Source organism: Amycolatopsis iheyensis (genome assembly GCF_024703995.1).
GTDB lineage: Bacteria > Actinomycetota > Actinomycetes > Mycobacteriales > Pseudonocardiaceae > Amycolatopsis > Amycolatopsis iheyensis.
This window is the reverse complement of sequence record NZ_JAMXQV010000013.1, coordinates 273,725-296,001: the sequence shown is the minus strand read 5'-3', so window position 1 is coordinate 296,001 and position 22,277 is coordinate 273,725. Positions and strand designations below refer to the sequence as shown.

General features: G+C 73.6%; 26 protein-coding genes. 18 read left to right on the top strand and 8 right to left on the bottom strand.

Features of this window, described 5'->3' with window-relative positions; genetic code table 11:
* The 5 genes from M8542_RS25255 to crcB form a co-directional block, all read left to right on the top strand.
* Positions 1–2,289: ATP-binding protein (locus M8542_RS25255; RefSeq protein ID WP_257922706.1), on the top strand; the 2,289-nt coding region annotated here is incomplete at its 5' end.
* 70 nt (positions 2,290–2,359) lie between these two features.
* The gene (locus M8542_RS25250; protein ID WP_257922705.1) at positions 2,360–3,748 is read left to right on the top strand and encodes an FAD-binding oxidoreductase; all 1,389 of its coding nucleotides are present in this window, start codon (positions 2,360–2,362) and stop codon (positions 3,746–3,748) included.
* Between the two features lie 62 nt (positions 3,749–3,810).
* Positions 3,811–4,218, top strand: coding sequence for a fluoride efflux transporter FluC (locus M8542_RS25245; RefSeq protein ID WP_257922704.1), 408 nt, complete (start codon positions 3,811–3,813; stop codon positions 4,216–4,218).
* On the top strand, positions 4,218–4,550 hold the full coding sequence (locus M8542_RS25240) for a DUF190 domain-containing protein (RefSeq protein WP_257922703.1): 333 nt from the start codon (positions 4,218–4,220) through the stop codon (positions 4,548–4,550). The genes M8542_RS25245 and M8542_RS25240 overlap by 1 nt, the downstream gene beginning before the upstream one ends.
* Positions 4,547–4,921, top strand: coding sequence for a fluoride efflux transporter CrcB (gene crcB / locus M8542_RS25235; RefSeq protein WP_257922702.1), 375 nt, complete (start codon positions 4,547–4,549; stop codon positions 4,919–4,921). Before M8542_RS25240 ends, crcB begins: the two co-directional genes overlap by 4 nt.
* Here the strand turns inward: crcB and M8542_RS25230 are convergent.
* The 6 genes from M8542_RS25230 to M8542_RS25205 are packed head-to-tail and all read right to left on the bottom strand — an operon-like array spanning position 4,918 to position 10,074.
* Positions 4,918–5,295, bottom strand: a complete 378-nt coding sequence (locus M8542_RS25230) for a hypothetical protein (RefSeq protein WP_257922701.1) — start codon at positions 5,293–5,295, stop codon at positions 4,918–4,920. The two genes, crcB and M8542_RS25230, sit on opposite strands and share 4 nt — an antisense overlap.
* Positions 5,296–5,350: 55 nt before the next feature.
* A complete protein-coding gene (locus M8542_RS25225; protein ID WP_257922700.1) occupies positions 5,351–6,301 on the bottom strand; it encodes an LLM class F420-dependent oxidoreductase in 951 nt (316 codons plus the stop codon).
* A complete protein-coding gene (locus M8542_RS25220) occupies positions 6,298–8,397 on the bottom strand; it encodes a S9 family peptidase (RefSeq protein ID WP_257922699.1) in 2,100 nt (699 codons plus the stop codon). The genes M8542_RS25225 and M8542_RS25220 overlap by 4 nt, the downstream gene beginning before the upstream one ends.
* Positions 8,398–8,417: 20 nt before the next feature.
* The gene (locus tag M8542_RS25215) at positions 8,418–9,272 is read right to left on the bottom strand and encodes a PPK2 family polyphosphate kinase (protein WP_257922698.1); all 855 of its coding nucleotides are present in this window, start codon (positions 9,270–9,272) and stop codon (positions 8,418–8,420) included.
* A 17-nt stretch (positions 9,273–9,289) separates the two neighbouring features.
* Positions 9,290–9,757, bottom strand: a complete 468-nt coding sequence (locus M8542_RS25210) for an SRPBCC family protein (protein WP_257922697.1) — start codon at positions 9,755–9,757, stop codon at positions 9,290–9,292.
* Positions 9,754–10,074 carry an ArsR/SmtB family transcription factor gene (locus M8542_RS25205; protein ID WP_257922696.1) on the bottom strand — a complete coding sequence of 107 codons (321 nt, stop codon included), beginning with the start codon at positions 10,072–10,074 and terminating at the stop codon, positions 9,754–9,756. The genes M8542_RS25210 and M8542_RS25205 overlap by 4 nt, the downstream gene beginning before the upstream one ends.
* 144 nt (positions 10,075–10,218) lie before the next feature.
* On the opposite strand from M8542_RS25205, the gene rocD reads away from it, so the two are divergent.
* From rocD to M8542_RS25190, 3 genes are all read left to right on the top strand, one after another.
* Positions 10,219–11,451 carry an ornithine--oxo-acid transaminase gene (gene rocD / locus M8542_RS25200; RefSeq protein WP_257922695.1) on the top strand — a complete coding sequence of 411 codons (1,233 nt, stop codon included), beginning with the start codon at positions 10,219–10,221 and terminating at the stop codon, positions 11,449–11,451.
* 451 nt (positions 11,452–11,902) lie between these two features.
* On the top strand, positions 11,903–13,261 hold the full coding sequence (locus M8542_RS25195; protein WP_257922694.1) for a DUF2252 domain-containing protein: 1,359 nt from the start codon (positions 11,903–11,905) through the stop codon (positions 13,259–13,261).
* Between the two features lie 85 nt (positions 13,262–13,346).
* Positions 13,347–14,645 carry a glycoside hydrolase 5 family protein gene (locus tag M8542_RS25190; protein ID WP_257922693.1) on the top strand — a complete coding sequence of 433 codons (1,299 nt, stop codon included), beginning with the start codon at positions 13,347–13,349 and terminating at the stop codon, positions 14,643–14,645.
* Here the strand turns inward: M8542_RS25190 and M8542_RS25185 are convergent.
* Positions 14,632–15,510 carry an FAD-dependent oxidoreductase gene (locus M8542_RS25185; RefSeq protein ID WP_257922692.1) on the bottom strand — a complete coding sequence of 293 codons (879 nt, stop codon included), beginning with the start codon at positions 15,508–15,510 and terminating at the stop codon, positions 14,632–14,634. The two genes, M8542_RS25190 and M8542_RS25185, sit on opposite strands and share 14 nt — an antisense overlap.
* A gap of 80 nt (positions 15,511–15,590) precedes the next feature.
* Between M8542_RS25185 and M8542_RS25180 the strand changes: the two genes are divergently transcribed.
* A complete protein-coding gene (locus M8542_RS25180) occupies positions 15,591–16,142 on the top strand; it encodes a phosphatase PAP2 family protein (RefSeq protein WP_257922720.1) in 552 nt (183 codons plus the stop codon).
* Here the strand turns inward: M8542_RS25180 and zapE are convergent.
* Positions 16,096–17,115, bottom strand: a complete 1,020-nt coding sequence (zapE, locus tag M8542_RS25175; RefSeq protein WP_257922691.1) for a cell division protein ZapE — start codon at positions 17,113–17,115, stop codon at positions 16,096–16,098. The genes M8542_RS25180 and zapE overlap by 47 nt on opposite strands.
* Positions 17,116–17,204: 89 nt before the next feature.
* Here zapE and M8542_RS25170 point away from each other — a divergent pair, with 89 nt between their 5' ends.
* The 9 genes from M8542_RS25170 to M8542_RS25130 all read left to right on the top strand — a co-directional run bounded on the left by M8542_RS25170 (position 17,205) and on the right by M8542_RS25130 (position 22,242).
* A complete protein-coding gene (locus M8542_RS25170; RefSeq protein WP_257922690.1) occupies positions 17,205–17,942 on the top strand; it encodes a pyrimidine reductase family protein in 738 nt (245 codons plus the stop codon).
* Positions 17,939–18,493 (top strand): RNA polymerase sigma factor, encoded by a 555-nt coding sequence (locus tag M8542_RS25165; RefSeq protein ID WP_257922689.1) that lies wholly within the window; start codon positions 17,939–17,941, stop codon positions 18,491–18,493. Before M8542_RS25170 ends, M8542_RS25165 begins: the two co-directional genes overlap by 4 nt.
* Positions 18,493–18,906 (top strand): Asp23/Gls24 family envelope stress response protein, encoded by a 414-nt coding sequence (locus tag M8542_RS25160; protein ID WP_257922688.1) that lies wholly within the window; start codon positions 18,493–18,495, stop codon positions 18,904–18,906. The genes M8542_RS25165 and M8542_RS25160 overlap by 1 nt, the downstream gene beginning before the upstream one ends.
* Before the next feature lie 89 nt (positions 18,907–18,995).
* Complete coding sequence (locus tag M8542_RS25155) at positions 18,996–19,433, top strand: Asp23/Gls24 family envelope stress response protein (protein ID WP_257922687.1); 438 nt, start codon at positions 18,996–18,998, stop codon at positions 19,431–19,433.
* A 44-nt stretch (positions 19,434–19,477) separates the two neighbouring features.
* Positions 19,478–19,654 (top strand): hypothetical protein, encoded by a 177-nt coding sequence (locus M8542_RS25150; RefSeq protein ID WP_013224542.1) that lies wholly within the window; start codon positions 19,478–19,480, stop codon positions 19,652–19,654.
* Entirely contained in the window at positions 19,651–20,001 is a 351-nt protein-coding gene (locus M8542_RS25145; RefSeq protein ID WP_257922686.1) for an Asp23/Gls24 family envelope stress response protein, read from the top strand. Before M8542_RS25150 ends, M8542_RS25145 begins: the two co-directional genes overlap by 4 nt.
* Positions 20,002–20,003: 2 nt before the next feature.
* Positions 20,004–20,540, top strand: a complete 537-nt coding sequence (locus tag M8542_RS25140; RefSeq protein WP_257922685.1) for a DUF6286 domain-containing protein — start codon at positions 20,004–20,006, stop codon at positions 20,538–20,540.
* The gene (locus M8542_RS25135; protein WP_257922684.1) at positions 20,537–21,136 is read left to right on the top strand and encodes an alkaline shock response membrane anchor protein AmaP; all 600 of its coding nucleotides are present in this window, start codon (positions 20,537–20,539) and stop codon (positions 21,134–21,136) included. The genes M8542_RS25140 and M8542_RS25135 overlap by 4 nt, the downstream gene beginning before the upstream one ends.
* A 26-nt stretch (positions 21,137–21,162) precedes the next feature.
* Positions 21,163–22,242, top strand: coding sequence for an ATP-dependent DNA ligase (locus M8542_RS25130; RefSeq protein WP_257922683.1), 1,080 nt, complete (start codon positions 21,163–21,165; stop codon positions 22,240–22,242).
* Positions 22,243–22,277 lie beyond the last annotated feature (35 nt).

Genomic DNA, 22,277 nt, shown 5'->3' with positions numbered 1-22,277 from the left:
CGGCTGCTCGCCCGGCCGGACCGGGAGCCGCGGCGGCCGTCGGCGCCCGGGCTCGTCGGCCGGGCCGCCGAACTGGCCCGGCTCGGCGAAGCGTGGCGGACGGCCGCGGCGGGCCGCGCCGGGATCGTCCTGGTGCGCGGCGACGCCGGCGTCGGCAAGACCCGGCTCGTCGCCGAGCTGGCCGGGCTCGCCGGGGCCGAGGGCGCGATCGTCGCCACCGGCCGGTGCTTCGGCACCCCGGGACGGCTCGCGCTCGCGCCGGTCACCGACTGGCTTCGCACGCCCGCGCTGCAGCGCGCCGCCGAGTCGCTGGACCCGGTGTGGCGGGCCGAGCTCGCCCGGCTGCTGCCCGCCGCGCGCCCGGACGGCGGCCAGCCCGTGCTCGAAGCGTGGCAGCGGCCGCGGTTCTTCGAAGGGCTGGCGCGGGCGCTCACCGCCGGCGGGCGGCCCGTCCTGCTGGTGCTCGACAACGTCCAGTGGTGCGACGAGGAGACCGGCGCGTTCCTCACCTTCTGCCTCGGCCTGCTGCCGGACGCGCCGCTGCTGGTCGCGGCAACGCTGCGCGAAGGCGCCCTGGCTCCGGGCGTGGCGTCGTGGACGGCCCAGCTGCGCGACGACGGCCGGCTGGCCGAGCTGCCGCTGGGCCCGTTCGACGCCATCGGCACGGCGCAGCTCGGCGAAGCGGTGGCCGGACGGCCGCTGTCGGCGTCGGACCGCGAAGTGCTGCACGCGGCCACCGGCGGCTATCCGCTGTTCGTCGTGGAAGCCCTGCGCGCGGGTGACTCGCCGCCCACCGAGAGCCTCGGCGCGGTGCTGCGGGCCCGGCTCGCGCAACCGGGGCCGGCGGCGCGCGAGGTCGCCGGGCTCGCCGCCGCGGCCGGCCGGGACTTCACCCTCGAGCTGCTCACCGAGGCCAGCGACCTCGACGCGGACACCGTCGTCGACGCGGTGGACGAGCTGTGGCGCCGCCGGATCGTGCGCGAGTTCCGGGGCGGCTACGACTTCACCCACGACCTGCTGCGCGAGGCCGCCTACCAGCAGGTCAGCCCGCCGCGCCGGTGGCTGCTGCACCGGCGGCTGGCCCAGGGCATGGAGCTGCTGCACGCCGACGACACCGACGCCGTCGCCGCGCAGCTGGCCGAGCAGTACGCCCGCGGCGGGCGGCCGGACCGCGCCGTCGCGTCGTATCGAAGGGCGGCGGCGGTCGCCGCGCGCACGTTCGCCCACGCCGACGCGATCCGGCTCCTCGGCGAGGCGCTGGCGCTGGTCCGCGCCCGGCCGGTGAGCGGTGCGCGGGACCGGACCGAGCACGCCGTCCTCGACGAGCTCGCCGGGCCGCTCAACGCCCGGCACGGTTACTCCTCGCCGGAGCTGCAGCGGACGGTCGAACGCGCGCTCGTGCTGGCGGAGACGTCCGGCGACCCCGCGGCGACGGTGACCGCGCTGCTGGCCGTCTTCTCGTCGAGGTTCGTCCAGGGCCGGACCGCGCAGTCCCACGAGGTCGCCGAACGCGCGCTGCGGCTGCTCGGCCCGGACGCGACGGCCGCGGAGACGGGCACCGCGCATTTCGCGTACGCCGGCTCGTCGGTCAGCCTCGGCCGCCCCGAGGAGGCGGTGCGGCACTTCGCGCTCGCCGCGGCCCGCACGCGTGGCCTGGCCAGGCTGCCGGTCGGCACCCGGCCGGACGTCCACGGCCCGGCCTGGGCGGCGCACGCCCACTGGCTCCTCGGCGACGACGACGCGGCGGTGGCGAGCGCCGCACAGGCGATCGCGCGCGCTCGTGAGGTCGACGACCCGTACAGCTTGGCCATCGGCCTCGCGTACGCGGGCGTGACGCACCAGATGCGCCGCGACCGCCCGGCGATGTGGGCGGCGGTGACCGAGCTGCACGCGCTGTGCGACCGGTACGGCTTCGCGTATTACCGGGAATGGGCGCTGGTGCTGGGCGGCTGGTTCCGCGGCGGCGCGGCCGGGCTGGCGGCGGCCCAGGACGGCGTCGCCCATCTGAAGGCCGAGGGCTCGTTCGCGCGGATGCCGTACTGGCTGGCGCTGGTGGCCGAGCTATCGGCCCCGGACGCGGCCCGCGCGACGCTGGACGCGGCGCTGGCGGCGGGCGAGGCCCGCGACGACCGCTGGTGGCTGCCGGAGGTGCTGCGCTTGCGGGCGGCGCACGACGCCGATCCAGTGCCTCGGTTGGAAGCGGCGGTGGCGATGGCTCGTGCGCAGGGCAGCGTGGCGCTGCTCGACCGGTGTTCGGCCGATCTCGCCGGCGTTCGCCCCGTCCCGTGAACGGACCGAACGCCCGGCGAACGCCCGCTGCCTACGTTCCCCCGGGTACCGGAAATCCGAGAGGGACACCATGACCACCACCGCTCTGCCGCACGAAGAACTGGCCACCGCCCTGCGCGGCGACCTCGTCACCCCGGCCGACCCCGGCTACGACGCCGCCCGGGCCGTCTACAACGCCATGATCGACAAGCGACCGGCCGCGATCGCCTACTGCCGGGACACCGCCGACGTCGTCGCCTGCGTCCGCTACGGGCGTGCCCAGGGCCTGGACCTCGCCATCCGCGGGGGTGGGCACAACGCGGGCGGGCTCGGCGTCGCCGACGGCGCGCTGGTGATCGACCTGTCGCGGCTGCGCAGCACCACCGTCGACCCGGTGAACCACACCGTGCGTGCCGACGCCGGGTGCACCTGGGGCGACGTCGACCACGCCACCGTGGCCTTCGGGATGGCCACGCCGTCCGGGATCGTCGGGTCCACCGGGGTCGCGGGCCTGACGCTCGGTGGCGGCATCGGCTACCTGGCCCGGCGCTTCGGCCTGACCGTCGACAACCTGCTCGGCGCCGACGTCGTGCTCGCCGACGGCTCGTTCGTCCACGCCGACGAGACCTCGCACAGCGACCTGTTCTGGGCCCTGCGCGGTGGGGGTGGCAACTTCGGCGTCGTCACGTCGTTCACCTTCCGCTGCCACGAAATCGGCGAGCACGGCACGGTCATCGGCGGGCCGGTGCTCTACGACCTGGCCGACACCCCGGACGTGCTGCGCTGGTACCGGGAGCTGCTGCCGTCGCTGCCCGAGGAGCTCAACGGCTGGTTCGGCCTGATCACCGTCCCGCCCGCGCCGCCGTTCCCCGAAGCGCTGTGGGGCCGCAAGGCGTGCGCGATCATCTGGTGCTACACGGGTTCGCACGACAAGGCCGACGAAGTGCTGGCGCCGGTGCGGGAGTTCGGCTCGCCATTGGTCGTCGGGCTGCACGACCTGCCGTACACGGCGCTGCAGGGCGCGTTCGACGCGCTCTACCCCGCCGGGCTGCAGTGGTACTGGCGCGCGGACGTCTTCCACGAGATCTCCGACGACGCGATCGCCATCCACCTCGAGCACGGCGAGCAGCTGCCGACGATGCACTCCTCGATGCACCTGTACCCGATCGACGGCGCGGCGGCCCGGGTGGCGCCGGACGCGACCGCGTTCCCCCACCGCGATGGCGGCTGGTCCGGCGTCATCGTCGGCGTCGACCCGGATCCGGCGAACGCGGAGCTGGTGTCGGAGTGGACGCGGGACTACTGGGCGGACCTGCACCCGACGTCGGCCGGCGGCGCGTACGTCAACTTCATGATGGAGGAGGGCCAGGACCGGGTCCGCGCGTCCTACGGCGGCAACTACGCGCGGCTGGCGGCGGTGAAGCGGCGTTACGACCCCGAAAACGTCTTCCACGTGAACCAGAACATCCGGCCGGCGTGAGCCGGCGGGGCTGACGGCCGGCGGGGGGCCGTCAGCCCCGCGGGGTAGGTTCGGGCCGGGAGGTGATCAGCGTGCCCGCGACCCGGTGGGACGTCCTGCTCGCGATCGGCGCCGGCGGCGCGCTCGGCAGCCTGGCCCGGTACGGGCTGTCCGTGGCGGTTCCGCACGCGCGCGGGGAGTTCGCGGTCGCGACGCTGCTCACCAACGTCCTGGGCTGCCTGCTCATCGGGGTCCTGATGGCGGTGCTGACCACCACCGCGCGGCCGCACCACCTGCTCCGGCCGTTTCTCGGCGTCGGGATCCTCGGCGGGTTCACGACGTTCTCCACGTTCGTGACCGACACCCTCGAGGCGGCCACGGCCGGGCGGATACTGGGTTCGCTGCTGTACGTGGCGGCCTCACTGGCGCTGTGCCTGGCCGCCGTCACGGCCGGCTTGACGGCGACGCGCGCGATGCGGAAGGGACGCTGATGGAGGGACCGGCCACCCGCCTGACGATCTACATCGGCGAAGACGACCACTGGCACCACAAGCCGCTCTACCACGAGATCGTCCGCCGGGCGCGCGACGCCGGGCTGGCGGGCGCTTCGGTGCTTCGCGGCGTCGAGGGCTACGGCGCGTCGTCGCTGATCCACACGACGCGGATCCTGTCGCTGTCGGAGGACCTGCCGGTGGTCATCGTGATCATCGACGTCGAAGCGAAGCTGCGCGCGTTCCTGCCGCAGCTGGACGAGCTGATCGGCGAGGGCCTGGTGACGCTCGACCAGGTCGAGGTGGTCCGCTACGTGGGGCGGACCGAGTGACGCTGGTCCTGGTGGCCCTCGGCGGCGCGGCGGGCTCGATCCTGCGTTACCTGACCGACCGGCGGGTGCAGACGTGGCGCGATTCGCCGTTCCCGTTCGGCACGCTGACGGTGAACGTGGCAGGCTCGTTCATCCTGGGCTTCCTGAGCGGCTGGCTCCTGCACGGCGCCGAGCCGTCGTCGGTGCGGGCGTTGGTGGCGGTCGGGTTCTGCGGCGGGCTGACGACGTTCTCGACGTTCGGGTACGAGACCGTGCGGCTGTTCCTGGAGAAGACGCGGCTGTACGCGGTGTTGAACGTCGTGGTGACGGCGGTCGCGGGGCTGGCCTCGGGGGCGCTGGGGTTGCTGCTGGCGACCGGGATCTTCGCCTAGCGGTCCGGACGGCCCAGGCGCCGCTGCACGCGCCCGAGTGCCTCGTCGAGCCGGGTGGCCCGGCCGTTCTCCCGCGACGCGCGGCGCTCCAGCTTCCACTCGACGTACTCGGCCAGCGTCGTGTCGGCCCACTTCCGCTTCACCTGGCGGCGTCGCCGCAGGATCCGCTGCTCGGCCGCCTCGGCGCGGGCTTCGTCCGGCACGCCTCTCGCCGCCCGCAGCGCCACGCTCTCCCGCGCCCGGTTCGTGCGGCGGGCGAACGCCTTGCTGCGCGGCAGGTTCTTGCGGGTCGACTTGGCGTTCTCGCCGTAGTCGTCGCGCCGGTCCTTCAGGTAGCTCAGCCGCTTCTTCTCCTGCGGCGTCTTCCGTCTCATCCGTCCTCCTCCGGCGCCCAGGAAACACCCGGGCGCCGGCCGCGGCAACGGAATATCAGCGTGGCGCGAGCCCGCGGACCTGTTCGAACGGATCGCCGCCGGTCGGCAGCAGGGCGATGATCGGCGTCGTCAGGCCGTTGTCCACATAGGACTGAACCTGCTCGCGGCACGACTCGACGCTGCCGTGGATCACCAGCTCGTCGACCACCGAGTCCGGGATCACCTGGTTGGCCTTCTGCCGGTCGCCCGCCGCCCACGCTTCGTGCATCGGGGCCAGCTGCTCGCCGCGACCGAGCCAGTCGTGGAACGCCGCGTACACCGGGACCGTCAGGTAGCTCGAGATCAGCATGCGGCCCAGACCGCGCGCGGCCTCCGCGTCTTCGGTCGGGCAGACGAAGATCCGGGCCGCCAGCTCCACGTCCGGGCCGACGACCGCCCGCACCTTGGGCACGTCCGAGGCCGCCAGCCAGTTGGTGATCGCGCCGTCGGCCTCGCGCGCAGCCAGGCGGAGCATGCCGGGACGTAGAGCCGCCAGCATGATCGACGGCGGCGGGTCGGCCGGGCGCTCCAGGCGGAACTTCGAGACGGCGAAGGTGTCGTACTTCTCGCTGACCTTCTCCCCCGCCAGCGCCGTCCGCAGGAACCGCAGCGTGTCCCGCGAGCGCGCGAACGGCTCGTCGAACGAAGCCGCGTTCCACTGCGAGACGATCACCGGGGACGACGCGCCGATGCCGAGGACGAACCGGCCCGGCGCCAGCTCGGCGACCGTCGCCGCCTGCATCGCCAGCAGGCCCGGGCCGCGTGTGTACACCGGGACGATCGCCGTGCCGAGGCGCAGCTGGGGCGCCCACTGCGACGCCAGGACCAGCGGCGTGAACGCGTCGGTGCCCGCCGTTTCCGCGGTCCACGCGTCGGTGTAGCCCAGGTCCGGCAGCTGTTCGACCAGCTCGCGGTGCGCCGTCAGCGGCACCCCGGTCAGCGGGATCGTGAGGCCCCAGCGGCTCATGCGTTCTCCTTGTCCACGGCGGAAAGCTCGCGCAGCAGCCAGTCCACCTGCGTGCGCATCAGGTTCTCCGCGACCTCTTCGGCCTGCGGCGTCATGTGGGTGGCGCCCGCCAGCGGCAGGAAGACGTGCGAGCGCCCCTTCGCCAGCAGCGCCGAGGACAGCCGCAGCGAGTGCGCGACGAACACGTTGTCGTCGGCCAGCCCGTGCACGATCAGCAGCGCCCGGCTCAGCTCCGCCGCGCTCTCGATCAGCGAGTTGTGCGCGTAGCTGTCCGGTTCGTCCTGCGGCTTGCCCAGGTACCGCTCGGTGTAGTGCGTGTCGTAGAGCGACCAGTCGGTGACCGGCGCGCCCGCGACCGCCGCGTGGAAGACGTCCGGGCGGCGCAGCACCGCCAGCGCCGAGAGGTACCCGCCGTAGGACCAGCCGCGGATCGCGACCCGCTCGACGTCCAGCTCCGGGAACTGCGCGGCGGCCGCCTGGAGCGCGTCGACCTGGTCCTGCAGGGTGACGTCGGCGAGGCGGCCGGCGATCTCGCGCTCCCACACCGCGCCGCGGCCGGGGGTGCCGCGGCCGTCCGCGACGAGCACCGCGAAGCCCTGGTCGGCCAGCCACTGCGAGGTCAGGAACGCGTTGCGGCTCTGCAGCACCCGCTGGGCGTGCGGGCCGCCGTACGGGTCGAGCAGCACCGGCAGCTTGCCCTCGCTCGGCTCGTAGCCGCGCGGCAGGAGCAGCGCGGCGCGCAGGCCGCGCTCCCCCAGCGTGAGCCAGGTCAGGTTGGGCACGATGTCCGGGTCCACAGTGGACGCCTCGATCGACGCCACCGGAGCGCCGTCCCGCAGCACCGAGACGCGCGGGCCGCTGTGCTCGAGGCTCCACGAGGAAAGCACGGTGAGCGCGGCACTCCCGGAGCCGTGGTGCACGCCGTCCACAGTGGACAGGCGGCGGATCGACGCGCCTTCGGTCCGGAACACGTGGATCTGCGTCGGGTCGGCTTCGGAGGCGCTGAACAGGATCTCGTCGCCGACGTCGAGGACGGCCCGCAGCTGCAGCCCGGCCGGGCTGACGGCCTCGTCGCCGACGAACAGGCGGTGGTCGCCGTCGACCATGCGCTCGGTGACCAGGCGCCCGTCGGGCGTCCAGGCCGGCACGCCGCCGACGATGTCGATCCAGTGCTGGTCGGTCTCGGTGTGCAGCACCGCCGTCGAGCCGTCGGTGACGTCGAGGGCGAGGACGTCCAGCCGCTTCTGGTCCCGCGGCTCGACGGCCAGCAGCGGCGCGCCACCGGCCGACCAGTGCACCGAGGCCAGGTACTCCCACTCCCCCGGCGCGACGTCGACGCGGGAGCCGTCGAGGCCGAGCACCGCCAGGGACACGAGCGCGTTCGTGGTGCCGGCCGCCGGGTAGGCGACGACGTTGGCGGGATTCTGCGGGTTCGCCGGGTCGGCGATGGTCCAGCGCGGCACCGGGCCGCGGTCGGAGCGCTCGGCGAGGATGCTCCGGCCGTCCGGGGCCCACCAGTAGCCGCGGGTGCGGTCCATCTCCTCGGCCGCGATGAACTCGGCGAGACCCCAGGCGATGTCCTCGCCGTCCTCCTCGACGAGCACGCGGTCCTCACCGGTGGCCAGCTCCATCACGTGCAGCCGCCGGTTCTGGACGTAGGCGACGTGCGTGCCGGTCGGGCTGGGCCGCGGGTCGATCACCGAGCCGTCGACGCGCAGCGTGACCTCGCCGGACGCGAGGTCCAGCGTGTAGAGCTTGCCCGAGAGCGAGAACGCGGCGACGGTGAAGCCGGCGTCGAGGCCGTAGTGGACGACGCCGCCGCCGGTCTCGCGGGCGCGTTCGCGGCGCGCCCGCTCCTCGGGCGGCAGCTCCTCCTCGCCCGGCAGCAGCTCGACGGCGTCGACGAGCTTCGCCTCGGCGCCGGTCGCCAGGTCGGCCGACCAGAGACTGTGCCGCGGGTCGGTGCCCGACTCCGCGCGCAGGAACAGCACGCGCGAGGCGTCCGGGGCGACCCGGAACTCCTTCGGCGCGCCGAGGGTGAAGCGCTGGGTCCGGGCCTGCTTGCGGAGGAACGGGAGGTCGTCGACATCGGTCACGCCCGCACTCTTTCAGACGATCACGAGGGGACGCCAACACCCTTCAGCTTCGCCAGCTCTTCGGCGACGTCGAAGCCCGGTTCCGGGAACTCCGGCTTCAGGTCCGCGAGGGTCTCGATGAGCAGCTCGGCGACGGCCCAGTTCCGGTACCACTTGTGGTCGGCGGGCACGACGTGCCAGGGCGCGTGCGCGGTCGAGGTCTTCTTGAAGATGTCGGCGTACGCCTCGGCGTAGGCCGGCCAGTGCGAGCGCGCCTCGAGGTCACCCGGGTTGTACTTCCAGTGCTTCTCGGGCGTCTCCAGGCGGGCCTTGAGCCGCTTGAGCTGCTCCTCCGGCGAGATGTGCAGGAACACCTTGACGACCGTCGTGCCCGCGTCGGCCAGTTCCTTCTCGAAGCCGTTGATCTCGGTGTAGCGGCGCCGCCGCTCGGTCGCGGTCAGCAGCCCGGTCACGCGCGGGACCAGGATGTCCTCGTAGTGCGAGCGGTCGAACACGCCGATCTGGCCCGCCACCGGCAGCTGCTTGCGGATGCGCCACAGGTACGGGTGCCGCCGCTCGGCCGGCGTCGGCGCCTTGAACCCGGCGTACCGGACGCCCATCGGGTTGACCAGGCCGAGCACGTGCGAAACCGTGCCGCCCTTGCCGGAGGTGTCCATGCCCTGCAGCACCAGCAGGACGCTGCGGTTGCCGCCGCCGACTCCCTCGGCGTAGAGCGCTTCCTGCAGCGTCGACAGCCGCGCGGCGGCGGCGTCGAGCTTGGCGACGGCCTTCGGCTTCTTCCCGGGCCCCACCGGGGTCGAGCCCGGGTCCGGCAGCTCCGCGCCGACGCGCAGCGCGTCCCGGACCCGGCTTCCTGGAGTTTCCTTCTTCGCCATCCCGGCACGATAACGAGTCAGGCAGCGGCTTTCTCGGCGAACAATTTCAACAGCCCGCCGTGTCCGCCTTCCGTGGAGACGCCGTCACGGACCTTCGCGGCGGTCGCGCCGTGCCGCTCGAAGGCCCGGTGTTCCAGCTCGACCCGCGTCGATCTCGGTCCTTCCTCGACGAACCGGACCTCGATCTCGCTGGCGTGCGCCGGGTCGGGGTCCACCTTCCAGTCGCCGTCGATCCGCCACGACAGGACCACCCGCGCGGGTGGCTCCCAGACCAGTACCTCGCCCCACTGGCACTCGGCGCCGTCGACGGTCTTCTCGTACCAGCGCCCGCCGGGCTTCGGCTCGAGGACGGCTTCGGCGAGGCCGGCCTCGCCGAGGTGGTGCTCGCGCGGCCACCAGCTGTCGAAGGCCTCGGTGTAGGTCTTGAACGCGTGCTCGCGCGAGCACGCGACGGTGATCGTCTTGCGGATCGGCGCCAGGGTCATGACTGCTCCTCTTCCGTTCGTTCCGCCAGTTCGGCGAAGGACTCGAGCGCGGCCGACCACATCCCGTCGAGGTAGGCGCGCAGGGCGGCGATGCCGTCCGGTTCCAGCCGGTAGAGCCGCTTGGTGCCCACGGCCCGGTCGGTGACGAGCCCGGCTTCCTTGAGCACCTTGAGGTGCTGCGAAACGGCCGGGCGGCTGATCGGCAGGTCCGCGGCGAGCTCGCCGACCGCGCGCGGCCCGGCACGCAGCGCTTCGAAGATCGCGCGCCGCGAAGGGTCGGCGAGGGCGGCCAGCCGGTCGCTTCCGTAAGTCGCCACGAACCGTAAGTTATGACTTACCAATACGGTCGTCAACGGGTACGCAGCGTTTCGGGGGTATCGCCCGGGTATTGCGCAACGAACGACGGGTGAAAGCAATGAATCCCGGCTGAATTCCGCGTGTACGGGCCTTAACCTGAACGCATGACGACGTTCGCCGGCCGGGAGACCGCCGCCCCCACCGCCGCGAGCTTCATCGCGCTCGACGAGCGCTGGAGCACGCACAACTACCACCCGCTCCCCGTCGTGATCGCCGAGGCGTCCGGCGCTTCGGTGACCGACGTCGAGGGCCGGTCCTACCTCGACTTCCTGTCCGGGTACTCGGCGCTGAACTTCGGGCACCGGCACCCGGACCTGATCGCCGCCGCGGTCGAGCAGCTCGGGCGCGTCACGCTGACGTCGCGGGCGTTCCACCACGACCAGCTGGGCCTGTTCTGCCGCGAGCTGGCCGAGCTGACCGGCACCGAGCTGGTGCTGCCGATGAACTCCGGCGCCGAGGCCGTCGAGTCGGCGGTGAAGGTCGCCCGCAAGTGGGCGCACCGGGTGAAGGGCGTGCCGGACGGCACCGCCGAAATCATCGTGGCCGGCTCGAACTTCCACGGCCGGACCACGACGATCGTGTCGTTCTCGACGGACGAGACCGCCCGCGCCGACTTCGGCCCGTTCACGCCGGGCTTCGTCACGGTGAAGTACGGCGACGCGGCCGCGCTGCGCGACGCGATCACCCCGCGCACGGCGGCGGTGCTGCTGGAGCCGGTACAGGGCGAGGCCGGCGTCATCGTGCCGCCGGAGGGGTATTTCGCCGAGGTGCGGCAGGCGTGCGACGAGCACGGCGTGCTGCTGATCGCCGACGAGATCCAGTCCGGCCTGGCCCGCACGGGCACGGTGCTGGCGCTGGACCACGAGGGCGTCCGCGCGGACGTGTACACGCTGGGCAAGGCCCTGGGCGGCGGCATCCTCCCGGTGTCGGCGGTGGTCGGCCGCCGCGACGTCCTGGGCGTGCTGCAGCCCGGCGAGCACGGCTCGACCTTCGGCGGCAACCCGGTGGCGTGCGCGGTCGGGCGCGCGGTGGTCAAGCTGCTGACCACGGGCGAGTTCCAGCAGCGCTCGACGGAGCTGGGCGCGCACCTGCACTCCCGGCTGAGCGCGCTGATCGGCAGCGGGCTGTCGGAGATCCGCGGCCGCGGCCTCTGGGCAGGCATCGACATCGCGCCGGGCGGACCGTCCGGCCGCGAGGCGTCGGAAGCGCTGGCGGCGCGGGGCGTGCTGTGCAAGGAGACGCACGAGCGCACGCTGCGGGTGGCGCCGCCGCTGGTGATCACCCGCGAGGAGCTGGACCGCGGCATCGACGCGATCGCCGAGGTCATCCGCCCCTAGAACCACCGGATGCCGCCGGGTGAGCCTCCCGCCCCGGCGGCATCCGGAACACACTTGACGGTGGCGCGCTTGCGCTGGCAACGCATCGGCTGGGGGCGGCGCAGGACAGCCGCGCATTTCGGGCCGCGGCTGACCCACCGGCGCCGGCTGCGCTGCACATCGCCTAGCCGCGGTGGCCCTATCGACCGACCGCCCCGAGCCCGAATCCCGCGAGCCGGCGCGGCCGACTGCCCACCCACCTCATCGCCCGGGAGCCCGGCCCGGCAGGTCACTCCGCGCCCGATCCCGCTCGCCGGCGCAACCACCCCGCACACCCCGAGCCGCAACCAACCGCCCCGCTCGAGCCGGCCGCGCCCGAACCCCATCCACCTCACCAGCCGAGAGCGCGGCCCGGCCGGGTGACCCACCCCGCCCCGGGAGCAGATCGTCCGCTTCGGACGTTGTGCCCGGTATGGGATCAGGGGATTGGGTGGAACGGCCGCTCGTCGGCACCGACAACGTCACGCCGGCCGAGCTGTACGACCAGGGCAAGCGGCTCCGGGACAGGACTCCCGTCACCGCGCACGACCACGAGGCCGCCGCGAAGGACCGGCCGAGCCCGAAGCAGTACTTCGAGGCCTCCAACCGGGGCCGGCTGCCCGAGCTGGTCGAACTCCGGCGGGAGCGCATGCTCGCCTCCCCCTTCACCTTCTTCCGCGGCGCCGCCGGGCTGATGGGCGCCGACCTCGCGGGCACCCCCGACGCCGGGCTCACCGCGCAGCTCTGCGGTGACGCGCACGCCGCCAACTTCGGGCTCTACGGCACCCCCGAAGGCAAGATCGTGATGGACATCAACGACTTCGACGAGACCGTCCCCGGCCCCTGGGAATGGGACCTCAAGCGGCTCGCCGCGAGCCTCGTCCTCGCCGGCCGCGAAGGGGGCATCGGCGAGTCCGGCTGCCGGGAAGCCGCCGAAGACGCCGCGAAGTCCTACCGGCGCACCATCCGCGCCCTCGCCGACCTGCCGTTCCTGCGCAGCTGGAACGCCCTGCCCGACTCCTCCGTCCTCTCCAAGGCCCGCGCCGACGAGCTGATCGACGACTTCGCCGACGCCGCCGAGAAGGCCCGCAAGAACACCAGCGCCAAGGTCGCCGCGAAGTGGACCGAGCACGTCGACGACCACGAGACCGGCCTGGCGCGCCACCGGTTCGTCGAGGACCCGCCGGTGCTCACCCACGTCGACGGGCCGACCGCCGAGGCCGTCGCCGCCGGGCTGGTGTCCTATGTGGACACGCTGCGGGAGTCGCGGCGGACGTTGCTCGGCCGGTACCGGATCGCCGACGTCGCCTTCCGGGTCGTCGGCACCGGCAGCGTCGGGCTGCGCAGCTACGTCGCCCTCCTGCACGGCAACGACGACGAAGACCTGGTGCTGCAGGTGAAACAGGCGGCGAGGCCGGCCCTCGCGCCGTACCTCGACCTGCCGGAAGCCGAGCACGAAGGCCGGCGGATCGTCGAGGGCGCCCGGCTCGTCCAGGCCGAGACCGACATCCTGCTCGGCTGGACCACGATCGACGGCGTCGGCTTCATCGTCCGCCAGTTCCGCAACCTCAAGGGCGACATCGACCCCGCGGAGCTGGAGAAGGACCACCTCGACGACTACGGCCGGCTGGCCGGCGCCCTGCTCGCCCGCGCCCACACGCGGTCGCTGCACCCGAAGCTCCTCGCGGGCTACTTCGCCGACGACGAAGACCTCGACGAGGCCATCGGCGCGTACGCCGTCCGCTACGCCGACCGGACCGAAGCCGACCACGCCGCCTTCGCCGCGGGCTGAGGCGGACAGAAAGCACGTCAAGCCTGGTGAACGACTTCCCCGCCGTGCTAGATCTTCGTGAACGGGTGACGGCGAGGGAGGCGGCGTGGCGGATCTCAAACGGCGGTCGGTGCTCACCGGGACGGTCGCGGCGGCCCTCGTGGGCGCGGCCGCCCCGGCCCTGGCGGCCCCGAAACGGCGGGCGTTCCGCCTGGGCGTCAACTACACGCCGTCGACGCGCTGGTTCCACATGTGGGAGGACTGGCGCGAGGCCGACCTGCGCCGCGACCTCGGCGACATCGCCGCCCTCGGCCTCGACCACATCCGGATCATGCTGCTCTGGTCGGCGTTCCAGCCGGAGCCGCACCTGGTCAGCGGCGAGAAGCTCGACCGCCTGCACCGCTTCCTCGACCTGGCCGGCGCGGCCGGGCTCGACGTCGAGGTGACGGTGTTCAACGGCCACATCTCGGCCCGCTACTGGACGCCGAACTGGCTGCAGACCACCCCGGAGCCGGTCAACTGGTTCACCGACCCGGCGGCCCTCGACGCGCAGCACGCGCTCCTGCGGGCCCTGGCCGAAAAGATCGGGAAGCACCCGCGGTTCCTCGGCTTCGACCTGTCCAACGAGCCGTACTACTACTGGGACTCCTACGCCGGTTTGAGCGTCACGCCCGAGCAGGCCGACGCGTGGGCCCGCTCGCTCTGCGCGACCGCCGATGAGGTGGCGCCGGGCAAGGCGCACACGGTCGGCTGCGATCGCGCGCCGTGGGACAACGGCCGCTACTTCACGCGGACCGGCCTGGCGAACGCCGGCACCGTGGTGGCGATCCACCCGTGGACGTCGTTCTTCGGCACGCTCAAGACGGATCCGCTGAGCGCGTTCGCCACGCACAACGCGGAGCGCCTGATCCAGGTGGCGCAGGCGTACGCGGACGACCCGGCCCGCGAGGTCTGGATCCAGGAAGACGGCGCGGCGCCGTCGATCCACTTCAGCGACGCGACCCGCCCGCAGTACGCGGAGTGGCTGTCCCGCTCGATCCGCAACGCGGCTTCGTGCGCCCACACGCTCGGCTTCACCTGGTGGTGCTCCCACGACGTGAACCCGGCCCTGGTGCCCAACCTCAACCCGCTCGAGTACGACCTGGGCCTATACACGAACGACCGCCGGCTGAAGCCCGCCGGCCAGGCCCTGAAGGACCTGGTCCGCGCATTCGACCGCACCCCGCCGCAACCCGAACCCCGCACGAGCGCGATCGTCATCCCGGACGCCGACCCGACCCGGGGCAACGACCGGTTCTTCGCCTTGGCGGACGCGGGAAAGCGCGTCGCGTTCGTGCTGCGCAGCCGCGCCGGTGACGCGGCCTACCTGAAGCAGCGCGGGATCACCGAGCTCATCCAGCCCTGAACAGCTCGACGACGTCCGCGGCGCACCCCCAGGCCAAGGTGATCCCCGAGCCACCGTGCCCGTAGCAGTGCACGACCTCCCCGGACCGCTCCAGCCGCACCACCGGCCGGAACGGGCGCAGCCCCACCACCGACCGCAGCACCCGCGCCCCCGCCAGGGCGGGGACCAGCTCGCGGCAGCGGCGCACGATGTCCGCCGTCACGCCCGGGTTCGGCTCGACGTCGCCGCGGCCCGGCTCCACCGTGCCGCCGCAGACCACGTGGTCGCCGTGCGGGATGACGTATGTGACGCCCGGGCCCGTCTCGTCGACCACGAACTCCGGCAGGCCCGGGTCGCTCAGGTGCACGACCTGGCCGCCGATCGGGACCATCGAGCCGTCGCCCGCGAGGCGGCCCGCGCCCAGGCCCGCCGCGTTGACCACCGGGCCGAGGCCCGACAGCGACGTCAGGGACCGGTACTCGACGCGCACGCCCAGCGAAACCACCTGCGCGAGCAGCCAGTCCAGGTACACCGGCGTGTCGACCAGGGCCGTCGTGAACTCCAGGTGACCGTCGGGACGCGTCGGGTCGATCATCGCCGGCAGCCACTGCGGCTCCGGCTCGCCCGGGGCCAGCAGGACCCGCCCACGGCGGAACCGGACGCCGGGCGCCTCCTGCTCGCGCAGCACCGCCAGCGTCTCGGCGGTCCACCGCACGATCCGCTTGTCCGGGCGGCGCACCGGCGGGTACAGCACCCCGCCCGCCACCGCCGACGTCGACTCCCCCGGGCCGGCCGCCGCGACGACCGTCACCTCGTGTCCCGCACCGGCCAGCCGGTACGCGCAGCTCAGGCCGATGATCCCGGCCCCCGCCACCGTGATGCGCATCCGTTCCTCCTTCCCCGCATCGTGGCAGACGGGCTTCCGGCGGGGTCGCGACTACCCTCGCGCGGGTGAGGACGATGTGGGTGCCGGCCGCGGTGTGCGGCCTGCTCGCGGTGGTGCTGGGGCTGCCGTTCGCCGGCGGGACGACGCCCGGCGCCGTGGACGCGGTGGCCGCCGGCTGGACGGCGCACCTGAGCCCCGGCGTGCTGCGGGTGCTGGTCTTCCCGACCGAGCCCTACGTCGTGATCACCCTCGGCGTGCTCGCCGCGGTGCTCTGCCTGCGGGCGGGCCGGAAGCCGGAGGCCGCGCTCGCGATCGCCGCGCCGCTGCTGGCCGTCGCGCTGACCGCCTTCGTGCTGAAGCCGCTCTACGACCGGTGGAAGAACGACACCCTCGTCTACCCGAGCGGCCACACCGTGAGCCTGGTCGCGGTGCTGACGGTGCTCGTCCTCGTGACGCGCAAGACGATCGTCGTCGTGCTGAGCGCCGTCGCGCTGCTGGCCGCCACGGCCGGGCTGGTCGGCCTCGGCTACCACTACCTGACCGACGTCGCGGGCGGGACGCTCTTCGCGGTCGCGGTCGTCCTGTTCAGCTGGCCGGTGCCGCGTCGCGTGCCAGCGCGGTCAGCCGGCTGACCGCGCGCAGGTACTTCTTGCGGTAGCCGCCGTTCACCATCTCCTCGGGGAACAGCGACGGCAGCGGCTCGCCGGAGACGACCACCGGGATCGCCCGGTCGTAGAGCCGGTCGGCGAAGGCCACCAGCCGCAGCGCGACGTTCTGGTCCGGCGCCGGGTGGACGTCGCGCAGGTGCACGCGGGTGACGCCGTCGAGCAGCCGCCCGTAGCGGGAAGGGTGCAGTGAGGCCAGGTGCTCGACCAGCGCGTCGAAGTCGTCCACAGTGGACCCTTCGTGCGCCGCGACGGACTCTTCGAGGGCCTCGGGCGACGCGGGCGGCGGCGCGTCCGGCAGGCCGCGGTGGCGGTAGTCCGGGCCGTCGACGCGCACCACGCCGAAGCGGGCCGAGAGCGTCTGGATCTCGCGCAGGAAGTCCTCCGCGGCGAAGCGGCCTTCGCCGAGCTTCTCGGGCAGCGTGTTCGACGTCGCCGAGATGTACACGCCCGCGTCCATCAGCTCTTGCAGCAGCCGCGTGACCAGCGTGGTGTCGCCCGGGTCGTCGAGCTCGAACTCGTCGATGGCCAGGATCCGGTGTTCCGACAGCCGCCGCACGGCCTCGGCGAAGCCCAGCGCGCCGACCAGGTGGGTCAGCTCGACGAACGTCCCGTACGCCTTGGGCGAGGGCGCGGCGTGCCACGTCGAGGCGAGCAGGTGGGTCTTGCCGACGCCGAAGCCGCCGTCGAGGTAGAGCCCCATCTTCCCGGCCGGCTCGGAAGAGCCGCCGAAGAGCTTGAAGCGCTTCTTCTCCTTGCGGGCACCGACCTTGGCCGCGAACGCCGAGCAGGCTTCGACCGCGGCTGTCTGGCTCGGCTCGTCCGGGTTCGGGAGGTAGGTGCCGAACCGGACGGCGTCGAAGCGCGGCGGGGGCACCAGGGCGCCGATCAGCTCGTCGGCGGACAGCTCGGGACGGCGGTCGGTGAGGTGCGCGGGCATGGTCGCAGAGCCTAACGGCGCGGCACCCCGGGCGGATTGGCTGTGTCCCCCGGTCGAGACGCACTTCACGCCCGTGCTGGGATTGTCCCGTGCGGAGCGTGTGGCCCTCTTCGACGGGCGAGCTGACCGGGGTGGACCTCGAGCGGATCTACGGCTACCCCACGGACCTCGACCGGCCCTGGGTGCAGGTCAACTTCGTCTCCTCCGCCGACGGCGCCGTCGAGGTCGACACGACGTCCGCGGGCCTCTCGCACGCCGCCGACCGGAAGGTCTTCCTGCTCGGCCGCGACCTCGCCGACGTTATCCTGGTCGGGGCCGGGACGGCCCGCGCCGAGGACTACCGCGGGGTCGTCGCGGGCCCGAAACGCCTCGACCGCCGTCGCCGGCTGGGCTTCGCGACCGTCCCGCCGATCGCCGTCGTGACCCGCACCGCCGACCTCGACCCGGCGTCGCGGCTGTTCACCGAGACCGTCGTGCCCCCGATCGTGGTCACCACGGAGACCGCGGCCACCGGCGCCCTCGAGGCCGCCGGGGCGGAGATCCTGCGCGCCGGCGAAGACGACGTCGACGTCCGGCGCGCGCTCGACCTCCTCGCCGCGCGGGGCCTGCGCCGGGTCGCGTGCGAGGGCGGGCCGCGGCTGTTCGGCCGGCTGGTCGAGGAGGACCTCGTCGACCAGCTGTGCCTGACCGTCGCGCCGCTGCTGGTGGCCGGCCCGGCGACGCGGATCGCCGCGGGACCGGTGGCCGTGCCACGCCGCCTCGAACTGGCGTCGATCCTCCTCGAGGACGGCTTCACGCTGCTGCGTTACCGCCGGCGCGCCGGATGAGCGACGACGCCGACCTCCTCACCCGGGCCGCGGCCGGCGACGACGCCGCGTTCGGCGCCCTCGTGCGGCGGCACACCCCGCGGATGTACCGCGTGGCGCTGCGGATCACCGGGAGCGTGGCCGAGGCCGAAGACGTCGTGCAGGACTCGTGGCTGGCCGCGTGGCGCGCGCTGCCCGGCTTCCGGCACGAATCCACGGTCTCGACGTGGCTGTACCGCGTGGTCACCAACAGCGCGCTCGCCCTGCTGCGCCGCCGCCGGCCCACGGTCTCCCTCGACGAGCCCACCGACCGGTCCACTGTGGACACGGCGTTGCTCGCGGCCGCGGTCCCCGGCCCCGAAGGCCGCGTCGTGCGGGCCGAAGAGGTCGACGCGGTGCTGCGCGCGATCGGCCGGCTGGAGCTGTCCCAGCGGGTGCCGCTGGTGCTGCGCGAACTGGAGGGCCTGAGCTACGACGAGGTCGCCGAAGTGCTCGACGTCAACGTCGGCGCCTTGCGCTCGCGGCTGCACCGGGCCAGGGTGGCGCTGCTCGCCGAGTTGAGGGAGCGGTGATGGCCGAGCATTCCGACCCCGAGCGGGACCCCCGCTGGGAGGCCGTGCGCCGGGCGGCGGCCCGCCGGGTGCCGACCCCGCCCGGCCTGGTCGAACGCGTGCTTCGGGCCGTCGCGCGCGGCCGGCGGACGGCCGTGGAGGTGCCCGGCGAGACGGGCAGCCTGCGCGTCACCGGACACGTCGTCGCCCGGCTGGCCGAGCAGATCGCCGCGAGCCGGGCCCCCGAAGGGGTGCGGATTTCGGCCGTCGCCGTCGAAGACGACGCCGTGCAGGTGCTGGTGTCGGTCCGGTTCGGGACCGCCGCGGAGGAAGCCGCCGAGGCACTCCGGCGGGAGCTCACCGCGGAGCTGGCGCGCCAGCTCGACGTCGCGCCGACGGTGAACGTGCACGTCGTGGACGTCCACCCGGACTGACGTTCCCCCGATCGGGGGATCTTGCGTGAGGATCGGGCGCGCGGGGGCATCGTACGGGCGAGAGACCGCCGCGAAAGGAGTTCGCACGCATGCACCCCGAACGGACCGAAAGCCCCGGCACGGTGACCCCGCTCAACGAGGAGGGCGCCGCCGGCCGCACCACGATCTCGTCACTGGTCGTGCAGAAGGTCGCCGGCCTGGCCACCCGGGAGGTCGCCGGCGTGCACGCCCTCGGCGGTGCCGGAATGTCCCGCGCGATCGGCGCGCTGCGGGAGCGGATCCCCGGCTCCGGCACGGTCAGCACCACCGGGGTCGCGGTGGAGGTCGGCGAGAAGCAGACCGCGATCGACCTCGACGTCATCGTCGAGTACGGCGCGCGCATCACCGACGTCGCCCGCGCGGTGCGGCGCAACGTGATCACCGCCGTCGAGCAGATCACCGGCCTCGAGGTGATCGAGGTCAACATCGCCGTCAACGACATCCACCTGCCGGGCGAGGAAGAGCCCGAGTCGACCCGGGTGGAGTGACCGTCCGAAATGGACTCAACCCTGCAGCCGTCCTGGGAGGACATGTGAACGCAACGCAGACCGGGCTCCTGGCCGGGCTGATCCTCGGCCTCGCCGCGACCCAGGGGTTCACCGCGTTCCTGGTGACCCTGGCCGTCGGGATCATCGGCCTGGTCGCCGGCCGGGTCCTCGACGGCGAGCTCGACCTCGGCGAGCTCTTCGGCAAGGGCCGCGACAAGTGAGCCGCGTCCTGGACGTGCCGCGCGAGCTCGCCGAACCGGCCGAGCGCGGCACCCTGACCATCGGGCACGCGGTGGTGCGCAAGGTCGCGCAGCACGCCGCCGACCAGGTGCCGGGCACCACGCAGGACGGGAAGAAGGGCGCGAAGGCGAAGGTCGGCGGCGTCGACAACGACGTCGACCTGGCCCTCGACCTGGCGCTGCAGTACCCCGCGCCGGTCCGGAAGGTCGTCGGTGTCGTGCGCGAGAAGGTCACCGAAGAGGTCGAGCGGATCACCGCCTACCAGGTGCGGACGCTGGCCGTGACGGTGTCGGCGCTGCTGCCCGCCACGGCGCCGAGGGTGCGGTAGCCGTGCGCCTGCTCGTCCGTCTCCTGTCCACGCTGCTCGGCCTGGCGTTCGCGGCGGCCGGCGCGGTGCTCGCGCTGGAAGTCGGCTGGCACTGGTGGCGGCCGGGGTCGGCGCCGCTGCTGGTGCCGTGGCCGCGCTGGCAGGCGGAGCTCGCTTCGCTGGGCTGGGACGCCTACGCGGTGCGGGTCGGCGCCGGCGTGCTGGCCGCGGCCGGCTTGGTGCTGGTGCTGTTCGCGCTGGCCGCCGGCAACCGCGCGATCCGGCTGACCGACCCGGCCGACGAGGTGAGCGTCTCGACGTCGCCGCGTTCGCTGGCCCGGCTGGTCGGGCTCACGGTGCGGGCGCAGGACAACGTCGCGGGCGCGTCGGTCACCGCGAGCGCCCGCCGCGTCCGCGTCCGTGCGAAGAGCACGCTGGAAACCGAGGGCGAACTGCGTCCGCGGCTGCTGGCGACGGTGTCGGCGCTGCTCGACGACGTCCCCCTGGCACGACGGCCGAAGGTGTCGGTCGTGGTCGACTCGCCGAAGGACCGCCGATGAGCAAGACAGTCGCCGCGAAGGCGCTTTCCCGGTCGTACGCGGGTGAACGCTCGCTGACGTTCCTGGTCGGGCTGCTGGCCCTGCTCGGCGGGGCGCTGGCCCTGGTGGTGGGCTACGGGGTGCTGGGCGAGTTCCGCGGCCGCCGCCCCCTGCTGGACCCGATCGCGCTCGACTGGCTGGGCGGCCACGCGACCCCGGCCCGCATCGCCGCGATCGTGCTGGGCGTGCTGCTGCTCGTGCTGGGGCTGCGCTGGACGTTGCGGTCCCTGCGCCCGGAGCCGCGGCCGGACCTGGACCTGGACCGCACCGAGGGCGCGGAACTGGTGGTCACGGCGGCGGCGATCGCGGGCGCGGTCCAGGCGGACGCCGAACAGCTGGCCGGGGTGAGCCGGGCGCGGGTCCGCGCGGTCGGCTCGCGGAAGTCGCCGGCCTTGCGCGTGACGCTGTGGCTGCACGAGGGCACGGACCTCAAGGGAGTCTGGGAGCAGCTGGACACGCAGGTGCTCGCCCGGGCCCGGGAGTCGCTGGGCCTGGCGGTGCTGCCGACGGCGGTCCGGCTGGAACTCGACACGAGCGCGCCGAAACGCGTGCGCTGAGCGTCGTCCTTCCGCAGAATGCGGGCATGCCCCTACCGCTGCAGCCGCCGCTGAAGCCGATGCTCGCCAAGCCCGCGAAGACCATTCCGGACTCCGGCGGGCTGCTCTTCGAACCCAAGTGGGACGGCTTCCGCTGCCTCGTCTTCCGCGACGGCGCCGACATCCACCTGCAGTCCCGCGCCGAAAAGCCGCTCAACCGGTACTTCCCGGAGGCGGTCGAGCGGCTGCTGGAGACCCTGCCGGAGCGGGTCGTGCTCGACGGCGAGCTCGTCGTCGCGCGCGGGGGCCGGCTCGACTTCGACGCGCTCACCGAGCGGATCCACCCCGCCGAAAGCCGGATCACGCTGCTGGCCGCCGAGCAGCCCGCGGAGTTCGTCGCCTTCGACGTCCTCGCGCTCGACGACGAGTCGCTGCTCGACGAGCCGACCTCGGCCCGGCGCGAACGGCTCGTCGAGCTGGCCGGCGACCGGTTCCCGCTGACCCCGGCCACCACCGACCCCGCCACCGCGCGGCACTGGTTCGAGCTGTTCGAGGGCGCGGGCCTCGACGGCGTCATCGGCAAGCCCCTCGACGAGCCGTACACACCCGGCAAGCGCGTCCTGCACAAGTACAAGCACCTGCGCACCGCCGACTGCGTGCTCGCCGGGCTGCGCTGGCACGTCGACGGCGGTCCCGGCGAGCTGGTCGGGAGCTTCTTGCTCGGCCTGCACGACGAGCAGGGCCTGCTCCACCACGTCGGCACGGTCGGGTCCTTCCCGAAGGAGAAGCGCCGCGAACTCGCGGAAGAGCTGGCGCCGCTGGTCACCGACGGCGAGGACCACCCGTGGGGCGGGCGCGCGCAGGGCCACGGCCAGCGCATCCCCGGTGGCATCACCCGTTGGCGCGCCACCGAGCACGAGTGGGTGCCGCTGCGGCCCGAGCGCGTCGTCGAGGTGGCCTACGAGAACACCGAAGGCGGGATGCCGTCGCGGTTCCGGCACAACGCGCGGTTCGTCCGGTGGCGGCCGGACCGCGAGCCCGCGTCGTGCGACTACGAGCAGCTCGACGAGCCGGCCCGCTACGACCTCGACGCCGTGTTCCGCGGCCAGGTGGTGCGGACCCGCTAACCCTCCTCCCACACCGGGCGTGCGAAGCTCGGCCG